This is a genomic window from Bacillus sp. 522_BSPC (assembly GCF_001076885.1).
Classification (GTDB): Bacteria; Bacillota; Bacilli; order Bacillales; family Cytobacillaceae; genus Niallia; species Niallia hominis.
The window spans coordinates 1-12,156 of sequence record NZ_JVDT01000272.1; the positions used below are offsets into that span (position 1 = coordinate 1).

Here is a 12,156-nt window from a genome sequence, read left to right on the forward strand (position 1 = left end):
CCTGAAATATTCATAGCACTTTAAAAGATGCACGTTTTTCTAAAATGCAGGTGAGAGTTTTCTATCTTTTTATAAGATTGAACATTTTCTAACCTTTAAAATCTAATTAATTTATTTCCCATTGGAAATGTCCTATTTTTAGGCAGACTTCTCCCCTTAACTGAAATTTAAATTTTTTTCAGTTGGTAAAACCAAGTTAAGCTACTCAATCTGGAGTTTTTGTATTTGACCCAATACGTTCCAAAAGAATTTCTGATAGACAAAACTTGATGACAATTTAAAGTAATAAGATCTACCTGATTTCACTAGTTTACTGGCAACTTTAATAAGCCTTGTACGTATGGTATCAATTTGCATCATCTTTTGACCTTGTGGAAAGCAAATGGTTCGTAACCAATTCGTTAAATTATAAGCAAGCAGGCTTAGCATCATTTTTACCGTGTTGACTTGAAAAGAATGACTATTCATGTGATCCAAATAAAAGCCATTCTTTGATTCCTTGATATAGTTTTCCATCGTTCCTCTTTTTTGATAAGCTCGTACGATGTCTTTTGGAGAAGCTATTTCAAAATTTGTAACAAAAAAGGAATGGGCAAAAAGTAATTCACCAGCTGGTCGTACCGATTGGATAATCACTTTTCTTGGTTTCGACCATGACTTGGCTTGATAAGTGGCTTCTTCAAAATAGCGCTCTGTTTCTGAAACATCTCGTGGTGCAGAAGAAGGATGGTATTCTTTAGCAAGACTTTGTAATTGTAGGTTAGATTTTAATCGGATCACATATAAAACGGATTCCTTTTCACACAATTCGTACAAGTCGGGGACGGCAAACCCACTGTCTCCACGAAGGAATAAATTCGTTTCAGGGAACTTTTGGTTGTAGTGTTCAATTAATGGCTGAATAAACTCAACAATACCATTTGAAGTATATACATTTCCGGGACGAAGCTTCGCTTTAAGAAAGTCACCTGTAGCACCATCAAAAGCAACCAATGGATGAAAACCCATTGTTCCATAATGCGTATTGTAGGAAGAATCCTCTTGATTTCCATAAGTATCAGAATGGGTTGAATCCAAATCGATAAATAAAGCTTCGGACCCCCGAAATGAATGGATTTTATCAAGTAATTCTTGGTTTGCTTGATTTAAATGATCAATAGACTCTTTATCAAAACGTGTGTAAAAACGAGATAAACTCGGTTGTGAAGCGAGCGCTGGCGTTCCTATGATTTGGGTGAAAACTGGATCTTTCGTTAAATGATCAGCTGCATCATCCTCGGAATAGCCCGCAATCATTTGATAAATCTTTTGACGTAATAAGTTCTCGTTTGAATGGAGGTAATAGGCCCTAGAATCGTTTAACCTCAAATGGTTTTCTAGTGTTTTTGAAAATCCAATTTTCTCATCGAATTCCCTAAAAAGAAATTCACCAGTATCGGAGGACAGATCCCCTCCATCATTTGACAATTTAATTTTGCGATTGAAATCAAGGGTAATTTGCGGTAAAGTAGCCATTATAAGAATCCTTTCTGTGGTTATTTCGTCGTTGTTTTAACCTTATCAGAAATGGATTCTTTTTTCATTTATCAAGTGAATTAACATTTAACAAAAAAGCTTATTGGAATAACGATTGTAACCAATTAATGATTTTCTATGAATAATTCAGGAGATAGTATATATATACGTAATCAACATGGAAATTGGACGATTTAATATGTATTCAATCATTTCAGAAAAGTTTTTATTAGGTAATATTTCGTGAAAATGATAGTAAAATAAGGTAATGAAAATACCAATTATGGAAGAACATAAAACAGTAATCCAAGCATCTTGTTTTGCATCTACACCAATTCCTATAATTAGAGAACTACCTAAATTAAATCCAATAACAAGGTTGAATAATTGGTTTAAAGAAACCTTTTCTTTTAACACCATTTCTTAAGCTCCCTTTAGGAATAAATAATTTCTGATACGTTTTATTATTTATTAAAACCCTGAAAATATTCCAATAAATAGAAAATACTTTAGATGTTTGTTACAGTTGCACGATTTATTTTAGAGATTCTCAGTACACGTTCGGTATTCTCTTATAGTCAAGTAGAATCTCCACCAAATATATGATTTGTAATCTACTTGACATAAAAAAGTGTAGCCTATTCAATTTTAAAAGGAAAAGAAAGAGACGGTAGAGAATAAATATATTGGGTAACTTTAGGTGAGAGTAGGGATATGTTATAGAATTCGAGGATTATTTAAGATAGAAATATCATAAGCGGCTAAGATTATACAAGGTGGTGGAACAAGGTCCTAAACAAAGGGAATATAATGGAGTAATAGAGCTTACTCCTTCTTCCTTGATGGCAGCTGTTTAAAACCAGAAGCCACCATTATGAACTTACTTTAAAAGATATATTGAATGCCAAAACAAACAGAAATAAAAATTCAATAAGATTAAATGGGGAGAAAATGTGTAATGGCATCATGTTTTAGCATTTAGTTGGTTTATTAAAAGAGAGGCTATATCTATTTAAAGCAGAAAGTGTTCAAGCCTTTTTATAATTTGAAAACGCTTTCCTTAACAGCATTTCCTTACACTAAAGCCCTCATTATTTCGATTCTAACTCAAAGGCTTTATTAAAAGTATATTTGCAATGTAGTTTTCTAGTTTAAAAACGTAGTAAGAGGAGGAAGTTATGGGGAAATCAACTTTTTATAACCCGATTCTAGAACCTGGGGCAGATCCATGGGTGTATAAGGATAAAGATACTTACTATTTTATGGTCACAAAAAGGACAAGGCTTGATTTATGGAAGTCGCCAACATTAAGTGGAATGGCACAAGGTAATTGTAAAACGATTTGGACTGCTCCGAGTGAAGGAATCAATTGTGCTAATATTTGGGCTCCAGAAATTCATCGGATAAATGGGAAATGGTATATATATTTCACGGCAAATGACGGGATAGGGGATGATCAATCAAGGAAGATATTTGTGCTAGAGAATTCGGCGGAAGATCCGTTTGGCGGGAATTGGATAGACAGAGGATATGTAAATACAGAATATCCTGGTTTAGATGGAACGATTTTTGAACATAAAGGTTGTCTTTATTTTGTATATGCTGGATATGGGAACTTTCCTGCGTATGGATCAGCTCTATATATAGTTGAGATGGAAAATCCGTGGACACTTACTGGTCCCAACGTATTATTATCAAAACCTGAGTATAATTGGGAAAAGCAAGGTGGAATGGCGATTAATGAGGGACCTGTAATGTTAAAGAGGAATAATAAATTGTTTCTAATCTATTCTGCTAGTACCACTTGGTCTGATGATTATAGTTTGGGAATGTTAACAATCTCTGAGAATATGGATGTCATGAATCCCGAAGTTTGGCTTAAATCTACTGAGCCTGTGTTCAAGAAAAGTATCGAAAATAAGGTATTTGCTCCTGGCCATAATAGTTTTACACAATCTCCTGACGGGACAGAAGATTGGATTGTTTATCATGCTACTTCCGAATCAGAAGGAGGAAGCCAGCGACGAAGTGCTAGAATTCAAAAATTCAATTGGAATGCCGATGGTTCTCCTAATTTTGGAGTCCCGTTATGTACATCAGCACCGATTACCATTCCTTCTGGTGAGTGATGAGTAGGAAACAGAGGAATGGTTCTCCTATTCTCCTTATATTCTAAAAAGTAGAAGGAATTATGACACGTAAAGAACAAAATTCCTACCACCTAAACACGCTTGAACCGTTTATAAAACAGACGAATAAACCTAGTTCCATCAGTACTAGAGTTTTAACTATAAAGTATAGGAACCCAGTTATTATGTTTGGCCTGGATTTTACATGTCGTGTGAAAAAATAATATTTTATTAAAATTTTAAAAGGGGTACCCAATTGCAATGGGTACCCCTTCATCTTTACTTAAAACACCTTCGTAGTCCAATCCTCGCAATTCCAAATATCTGTCGCGATTTCACGATAGAAATCAGGTTCGTGGGATACCATTAAAATGCTTCCGCGATATTCCTTTAATGCACGTTTCAGTTCTTCTTTTGCATCGACATCCAAGTGATTGGTAGGCTCATCTAGGATTAATAAGTTCGTTTCTGTGTTTAAAATTTTGCATAAGCGAACTTTGGCTTTTTCCCCACCAGAAAGGACTTCGATTTTACTTTCAATATGTTTCGTTGTTAATCCACATTTTGCAAGAGCAGCACGAACTTCCGCCTGATTCATGCTAGGGAATTCGCTCCAAATTTCTTCAATACATGTATTGTAGTTGGACTCTTTCACTTCTTGCTCGAAGTAGCCAATGTGTTGATAATCACCGCGTTCTACGGTACCCGAAATTGGGGTGATTAATCCAAGAATACTTTTTAACAGAGTGGATTTACCAATACCGTTTGCACCAACGAAGGCAATTTTTTGTCCACGTTCCATTTTCAAATTTAGGGGGCGAGAAAGTGGTTCGTTATAGCCAATAACAAGATCTTCTGCCGTGAAAATCCAACGACTAGCTGCGCGAGCTTCTTTGAATTTAAACTCTGGTTTTGGCTTTTCTTTCCCTAATTCAATAATTTCCATTTTGTCTAGTTTCTTTTGACGGGACATTGCCATATTACGGGTTGCGACACTTGCCTTGTTGCGAGCAACAAAATCTTTTAAATTTGCAATTTCTTGTTGTTGACGCTTGTAAGCAGATTCTAGCTGTTGTTTCTTCATTTCATGTATTTTTACGAAGTTGTCATAGTCACCAGCATAGCGATTCAACTCTTGGTTTTCCATGTGATAGATCAGGTTAACAACACTGTTCAAAAATGGAATATCATGTGAAATCAAGATAAATGCATTCTCATAATCCTGTAAATAGCGCTTTAACCATTCGATATGCTGTTCATCTAAATAGTTCGTAGGCTCATCTAGTAAGAGGATTTCAGGTTTTTCTAGTAATAGCTTAGCCAGCAAAACTTTCGTACGTTGCCCACCGCTAAGATCAGCTACATCTCGATCAAGTCCAACATCATCTAATCCTAGACCACGAGCCACTTCCTCCACTTTTGAATTAATTTGATAGAAATCATTACTATCTAATGTTTCTTGTAGCTCTCCAACTTCTGCAAGTAATGAATCGATATCAACATTTTCATCACCCATTTTTGCATAAAGCTCATTAATCTCTGCTTCTGCATCAAAAAGATATTGAAAAGCAGTACTCAAAGCTTCACGCATCGTAGTCCCTTTTTGAAGTACGGCATGCTGATCTAAATAACCAACACGAACTTTTCGTGACCACTGTACTTTCCCCTCGTCAGGTTGCAGCTTGCCGGTCACAATATTCATGAAAGTAGATTTCCCTTCACCATTTGCCCCAACAAGTCCAACGTGTTCCCCTTTTAAAAGTCGAAAAGACACATCATTAAATATCGCACGATCACCGAAACCGTGGCTTAAGTTTTGTACGTTTAATACGCTCATTTTTTTAACCCCTTCTTTTATATCACATGTGGATATCATACTAAATTTAGAATAGATTTTCTAACTCGAATTTTATTATTTGTGCAAAACGTAATTCAATTTTGGGGCTAACTTGAAGACTACCCTTTCTTAATTGAATTAGATCATTGAATCGTCTAAACGATTGGATAAAAGTCTATTATACAATATGCTACAAGGTTTTCCTATATAGGAATAGTTGAATAAAAAATGAAAGAAAAGAATTCATCCCATACGTAAACATTAGCAATTTTTGGGGAATAATATTCTTAATGAATGTTTAAAGGGTGTGTAGGATGAAAATAATGAGATATTCCAAGACAGTATTGTCCTTGTCCATGATATTGCCTTGGGTTACTGCGCCGTTATTAGGGAAGAAAACGTTCAAGCGTTATTTGCCAGCAGGAGTCTTTATTGCATCAATGGTGAAGTTAGTCAATGTTATAGCTAAAAAGCGAAAATGGTGGTGGTGGTATGAAACCCTTCATCCTAGATTATCAGGAGAAATTCCTTTTATGCTTGGTCCTTTTTTTGTTGGTTCAATATGGATATTAAAATGGACGTATGGCAAGTTTTTTAGATATTTTGCATTAAATATGCTATTTGATGGAATGTTTACATATGCTGCAGTGCCTTTCTTAACAAAATTTGGTATAGCATCTTTAGTACGAATGAAAAAAATACAACTTATGTATGTTTTTTCAATTTTGTCGTTAATGTTATATATATTTCAATATTTATATGAAAAATTCTGTTTTACTAAGTGGAGACTTATAAGATTAGAAATAAATTAATAAAAACTATGTGATTAAAAAAGTGGAAAGAATGAATCGTGAAATAGCTGATTCGTTCTTTCCATTTTTACTTCTATTCATTCTAGGTTTGGGATCTTATTTTTCCGTAAACTGGTTCGCTATACATACTTTATTTCTTCCAGAATTTTTTGCGTAATAAAGGGCTCTGTCGGCATCATCAATAATATCTATTGCTTTGAGAGTAGTTTCATTGTAGCAAGCAATTCCTATTGAAACGGTTAGGTGGATTTTTTCTTCTAACGCATAGAAAGGAAATTCCTCTACAGTTTTTCGAATGTTTTCTGCCATTTCTTTTGCTTTTTCCAAAGGGCAATCTAATAATAATACGGTAAACTCTTCTCCACCATTTCTACTGACGACATCATATGACTTGGTACATTTTTGTAATATCTCCCCAAGGCTTTTTAGTATTTCATCTCCCTTTAGATGTCCATATCGATCATTAATTTTCTTAAAGAAATCAATGTCAATATAAAGGAGTGAAAGTTTTTCTTCTTTAACAGTAACTTGATTTATTAACGAATTAAAGAGCTTGTCAAAATTCCGATAATTATTTAATCCTGTAAGACCATCTATTGTGGACTCATTTCTATATTTTTCAAACAATAATTGAATCGATCTTAAATGATTTATGACATAAAATCCAATAAATCCACCAAGATAGGAAATGATGCAATAGGTTGGAATTAACACAAGGGGAATATTCCAGTCATTGATTAGATAGATGGCGAATATGGTAAAAACAAAATTATTCCAACTTAGGGTTAAAATGATTTTGTTTTTGGTAGATAAGGTAAAACAAGAAAACCATACAGCACCAATAGTAGATGAAAAAATGAGAGCAATGGCCAAAAAGGATGCCAAATTAATGCCATAAAATAATCGACCTATAATGATTAAAAGCATGGAAATAAATGCAGGGATTGCTCCTCCATAAAAAGCTAAAATCATAATTGGAATATGTCTAAGATCTATAATGATATCTCCAATATGAATACTATAATGCATGAGTATATTTCCGAAAATACCTCCTACAATCCCAATTGCTATTTTCCTATTTAACGAGGATTGACGATTTAAAGGCTTCTGTTTGGTTATTTGACTATACAAAAAAAGTAAGGATACCAATATGGCAAGATTAGAAAATAACTCTTTTATTATCATAATAATTAATCACCTTAATTAAGATAACATAGCTATAAATAGAATGGAATTGATTTGATATGGTTTTTTATGGAAAAAGATATCGGGTGAAATTAGGATGAAAAAAATCAATCAAAAGGATAATAATACAGGTAATGGTAAAAATATGAAGATAATATTTAAATATAGATGGTTAAGGAGAAGCCAATATTTATTTGCTTGTAAACATTCTTATCCTCTTGCTTTATTTCCGATAGAGTAAGTATGAAAAGGGAGCAGGAACAAGCTTAAATGCATTAGTTGAATCAGTATTTTCCCTGATTATATAGCAAGTTTTACTTATTCTGTTTTTGTTAATATAATGGATTGAATCAATTTTCTTTTTCTGTAGATGTAAGGAGATTCTACTAAAGGAAATTTTTGAAATCTACTCAGGTAAAGGTCTACTTTTAGGAGAATCAATATGAGCTTTTTTATAAAAAAAATAAATGTACTTTTATTTATATTAGTAGCTTTAGCAATAATGGAGCTGTTCATTGGATTTGAAGCTTCAAAAGAAACGTGGGAAATGATTGTCACGATTGCAGTTCAAATTCTCCAATTTCTTTTGTTCATCATGCTTATGGCCCTTCTTAGAAAGGTCATTCGTCAGTCAGTAGACAAAGAAAAGCAGTATCAAAGATTACTTGATCATTCACCAGAAGCTATTTACGTTCATCGAAAAGGAATCATCGTCTATTCGAACGAAGCAGGAGCTAAATTGTTTGGCTTTAAGGAACCTTTTGAATTGATCAATTTGCATTGGAAGGAAATTTTGAATGATAAATCTTATGAAAGCTTAAGATCCTCCAGTGAAAAATATGAGATGGATCAGCAATTTAAAATCCATCATTTTAATTTATATGACGAAGATGGAACTGTTCGTTACATTGAAGCGAAATCAACCTATATTCTGTTCGATGGGGAACCGGCTAGAGAAGTAATCGCAAGAGATGTAACGGATCAGGAAAAAAATAGCCAAAGGTTAAAGGATTTATCCTATTTAGATACTTTAACTCAGCTTCCAAATCGCAGAAGTCTGCTGGAGCGGCTTAATCAAGTAATCGAAGAATCGAAACAAAACAATAAAAGTTTCGGGATTATGTTTGTCGATTTAGATGGTTTTAAACAAATAAATGATACTTACGGGCATGCTAAAGGTGACTTTTTGTTAAAGCAAGTTAGTGAATACCTGAAACTTTGTATAAAAGAAGACGATGTAGTTGGAAGGTTTGGTGGAGATGAATTTATCATCATCCTCCCAAATGCTGTCCAAACAGATTGTCTATCATTAGCAAAAAAAATAATCGACAATATGCCTTTATTTATTTCGGAATCTAATCAAGTAACATTTAGTATTGGAATTTCTCTTTATCCTCAAGACGGAAATGATCTTGATACGATAATGAAGCTTGCAGATAATGCGATGTATAATGCAAAAAAACGCGGTAAAAATAATTTTCAGTTTTTTGACATCGGTACTTAAATGGAAAGTAAAACCAAGAAAACCTATCAATATGGTAAAAAAATAGTCATATTTACCCCTTTGATTCAAAAAAAATGATATATTTTAAAGTGTGTATAAAGATTAAGAACGTAAGGGGTATCCATGAAGGAGATTAAAAATAATTTTAATATAAAAATTTACTATATTGTCGTTTGGGCTATTATAGCTATTATCCTTGGTGGGTTATTTATTGATAATCCACGATTAAGTAATTGTGGATGGGGGTTTATAGTTCAACTTATCTGGGCATTCAGTTTGTCTTTGTGTTTATTGCTTTATCCTAAAAAAGAAACAGATACTCTTAGAATATGTATCATCGGATTAGCATCCATTTATTTCTACTCCCTGTTTCTTTTTTATCCAGATACGGGGTCTAATTTTATTTTATTATGTTTTATACCGGCCCTATCCATCTTATTTTTTAATTCAAAGCTTTTTTATTTTACCTTGTACTTAAATGGAGGATTAATTTTAATTTTATTTGGTTACATTATGTTAACGAATCAGAAGCCCCAATATAGTTATTTAGAACAGGATTTAATTGGAAACATTTTAAACTTTATTGCGAGCCAAATTATCATCTATTTTATTTTTTATTTAACGAATGGGCGAATGAAAAAGCAGCAATTATATTATGAACAAATTCAGCAATCGGAGCGTCTAAAGACATCTGGTCAACTTGCAGCAGCGGTTGCCCATGAGATTCGAAATCCTCTTACTGTTGTGAAAGGATTTTTGCAATTATATGAAAAGGATAAATCATTTTCCTCCGATCAAAAACGCAATTTTACTTTGATGATAGATGAATTAAATATGGCTGAACAGGTAATTACACAACTTTTAACAATGGCAAAACCAGAGCAAGAACAAGCGGCAGAGATAGTAGATGTTAAGGATGTTCTACAGAGTGTCACAGATTTGCTCCATTCCTATGGTCTATTACATGATAATCGGATTGAATTAAAGGTTACAGGGGATTGTACAATCTCGGCTAACATCATCGAATTAAAGCAATTACTCATAAATATTATAAAAAATGCGATTGAGGCTTCTAATTATGGCGAATTAGTAATAGTAACGGCTGAAAAGGAAAAAGAGTTTGTTGTAATAAAAGTAATCGATCATGGAAAAGGAATGTCGGAGGAAGAATTGGCAGCTCTTGGCACCCCCTTTTATTCTTTAAAAAGTAAAGGAACAGGTTTAGGCTTGATGATATGCTTTAATATTGTCGAGAAATATAATGGCAAGATTGATTTCGTAAGCTCTAAAAATCAAGGAACAACTACTAGCATTTGCTTTCCATATTATGATAAACAAAGCTATTTTAGATAAAGTAAATGTCCTAGCGTGTTGTCTTTGCAATAAGAAAAAAGATAAACTAAAAAAATAAGTAGTTTTGTAAATTGGAGGTCAAACAATGGAAAATAATGATATATTAATTCGATTAAGATATGCATTAGAAATAAAAAATAGTGAAATGGCAGAAATATTTAAGCTTGGCGGGAAAGAGATATCTGTACCTGAGGTAGTTAAAATACTTAAAAAGTCAGATGAAGAAGCAGAGAATGATGATCAAATAAAATTGACGAATAGTATGCTAGATTCCTTTTTAAATGGCTTTATCATTTATAAAAGGGGAAAGCAAGAGCCGAAACCAGGACAACCAAATACACCTGAATCGTCAATAAAAAACAATACGAGTGTAAATAATATCCTTTTAAAGAAAGTCAAAATCGCGCTGTCATTAACAACTGATGATATGATAGATATATTTAAAAAAGCTGGATTAAATGTATCAAAAGGGGAACTAGGCGCCTTTTTACGAAAAGAAGGGCATAAAAATTATAAAGTATGTTTAGATAATTTCGCTCGAAACTTTTTAAAAGGACTAGCCATTAAATATAGGGGTTAAGAGCAGTTAGGTGAAGCTATGATACATACATATTTAGGGGAAACCATCCTTTTTGATGTAAAGTATAAAAATCGAACTTCCATTGGGATTAAGATAGATGGATATGGAAATATAGAAATTTTAGCACCTAAAAAGACGCCTGATGAACGGATAATTCATGTGTTAGAAGGAAACTGGGATTCCATCCATAGTAAAGTACAAGAAATGAAGAAAAGAATGGATGGACCACAGGAAAAGGTATATGAGAATAATGAAAGATTTCTTTATTTAGGTAATTCCTATCCTATTCAAATTATCCAGGATATCACTATTACGCAAGAAAGAGTTGCGTTTTCTGAAGAAATCCTGCATATCTATGTAAAGCATCTTGATAAGGAAAGAATCAAACAATTACTGAGAAGATATTATTATCAGAGAAGTAAGGCTTTAATGGAAGAGAGAGTTTCCTTCTATCAAAGCAACTTTAAAACAAAGCCCCGATCGATACGTATTACAGATAGCAAAACCAATTGGGGAACCTGTGATGCTAATTTCCAATTAACCTTTAATTGGAGATTAGCGATGGCTCCACTTGAAGTAATTGATTATGTTGTTGTGCATGAAATGTGTCATATGGTTCATCTTAATCATGACCGATCCTTTTGGAGGCTTGTTGGAAGAATAATGCCTGATTATAAAGAGAAGGAAAATTGGCTAGCTTTGTCGAGCTGGAAGATGACCGTTTAGATTTTCGGAAAAAGAAGACTTGGCAAAGGAATAAGTTAAATCCTATTCCAAGAAATAATCATTGTAAATTAATCTATGAGGATGGGACAAAACTAAATAACTAATCTTTAAAGACGAACAATCTTTAATCCAGCTCTTAAATAAAGCTACTTTATTTTTTAAAAAATATAGTTAACTGTAAAAACTAAGTCGTTCCATTGCGCTACAGACGCGCGATGCGCCGGAGAGGAAGCTGAGCCTCCTCACTGCGAGACCACTGAAAAACTGCAATATCATTATAATTGTTGGAGGCTGACTTTTAAATTTAGGTATTTCATTTGTTTTCCGAGGCGACAGCTCGCTTTCCATGGGGCGAGCGCCGAGCCGCTTCGTCACTGCGTTCCTGCAGGGTCTCGGACTTTCTCGCTGCTCCCATAGGAGTCGAGCTATCGCCTCTCCAAACCAACTTAATATTTGCTCTCATATAAATAAATCCTTATTTAATTTGGAAAATCTATACTTTTTCAGTGACCTCC

Annotated in this window: 10 protein-coding genes; 6 read left to right on the forward strand and 4 right to left on the reverse strand. The window is 33.6% G+C overall.

The window, feature by feature from the left end; translation table 11 throughout:
* Positions 1-201: 201 nt before the first annotated feature.
* Positions 202-1,515, reverse strand: a complete 1,314-nt coding sequence (locus ADJ83_RS22810; RefSeq protein ID WP_016205278.1) for an IS1380 family transposase — start codon at positions 1,513-1,515, stop codon at positions 202-204.
* 147 nt (positions 1,516-1,662) lie between these two features.
* Positions 1,663-1,935 (reverse strand): GerAB/ArcD/ProY family transporter, encoded by a 273-nt coding sequence (locus ADJ83_RS22815; protein WP_031540000.1) that lies wholly within the window; start codon positions 1,933-1,935, stop codon positions 1,663-1,665.
* A gap of 758 nt (positions 1,936-2,693) precedes the next feature.
* On the opposite strand from ADJ83_RS22815, the gene ADJ83_RS22820 reads away from it, so the two are divergent.
* Positions 2,694-3,644 (forward strand): family 43 glycosylhydrolase, encoded by a 951-nt coding sequence (locus tag ADJ83_RS22820; RefSeq protein ID WP_031539999.1) that lies wholly within the window; start codon positions 2,694-2,696, stop codon positions 3,642-3,644.
* A 283-nt stretch (positions 3,645-3,927) separates the two neighbouring features.
* Here ADJ83_RS22820 and ADJ83_RS22825 read toward each other — a convergent pair whose 3' ends face one another.
* Positions 3,928-5,481, reverse strand: coding sequence for an ABC-F family ATP-binding cassette domain-containing protein (locus ADJ83_RS22825; protein WP_031539997.1), 1,554 nt, complete (start codon positions 5,479-5,481; stop codon positions 3,928-3,930).
* 314 nt (positions 5,482-5,795) lie between these two features.
* On the opposite strand from ADJ83_RS22825, the gene ADJ83_RS22830 reads away from it, so the two are divergent.
* A complete protein-coding gene (locus tag ADJ83_RS22830; RefSeq protein WP_035416749.1) occupies positions 5,796-6,293 on the forward strand; it encodes a hypothetical protein in 498 nt (165 codons plus the stop codon).
* Positions 6,294-6,389: 96 nt separating this feature from the next.
* Here the strand turns inward: ADJ83_RS22830 and ADJ83_RS22835 are convergent, their stop codons facing one another.
* Positions 6,390-7,478, reverse strand: a complete 1,089-nt coding sequence (locus tag ADJ83_RS22835; protein WP_031539993.1) for a diguanylate cyclase — start codon at positions 7,476-7,478, stop codon at positions 6,390-6,392.
* A gap of 442 nt (positions 7,479-7,920) precedes the next feature.
* Here ADJ83_RS22835 and ADJ83_RS22840 point away from each other — a divergent pair, with 442 nt between their 5' ends.
* The 4 genes from ADJ83_RS22840 (at position 7,921) to ADJ83_RS22855 (ending at position 11,641) form a co-directional block, all read left to right on the forward strand.
* Positions 7,921-8,982, forward strand: coding sequence for a sensor domain-containing diguanylate cyclase (locus ADJ83_RS22840; RefSeq protein WP_031539992.1), 1,062 nt, complete (start codon positions 7,921-7,923; stop codon positions 8,980-8,982).
* Positions 8,983-9,105: 123 nt separating this feature from the next.
* The gene (locus ADJ83_RS22845) at positions 9,106-10,335 is read left to right on the forward strand and encodes a sensor histidine kinase (protein WP_031539991.1); all 1,230 of its coding nucleotides are present in this window, start codon (positions 9,106-9,108) and stop codon (positions 10,333-10,335) included.
* Positions 10,336-10,420: 85 nt separating this feature from the next.
* Positions 10,421-10,915, forward strand: a complete 495-nt coding sequence (locus ADJ83_RS22850) for a DUF1456 family protein (RefSeq protein ID WP_031539990.1) — start codon at positions 10,421-10,423, stop codon at positions 10,913-10,915.
* Positions 10,916-10,933: 18 nt separating this feature from the next.
* Positions 10,934-11,641 (forward strand): M48 family metallopeptidase, encoded by a 708-nt coding sequence (locus tag ADJ83_RS22855; protein ID WP_048719161.1) that lies wholly within the window; start codon positions 10,934-10,936, stop codon positions 11,639-11,641.
* Positions 11,642-12,156: the final 515 nt, after the last annotated feature.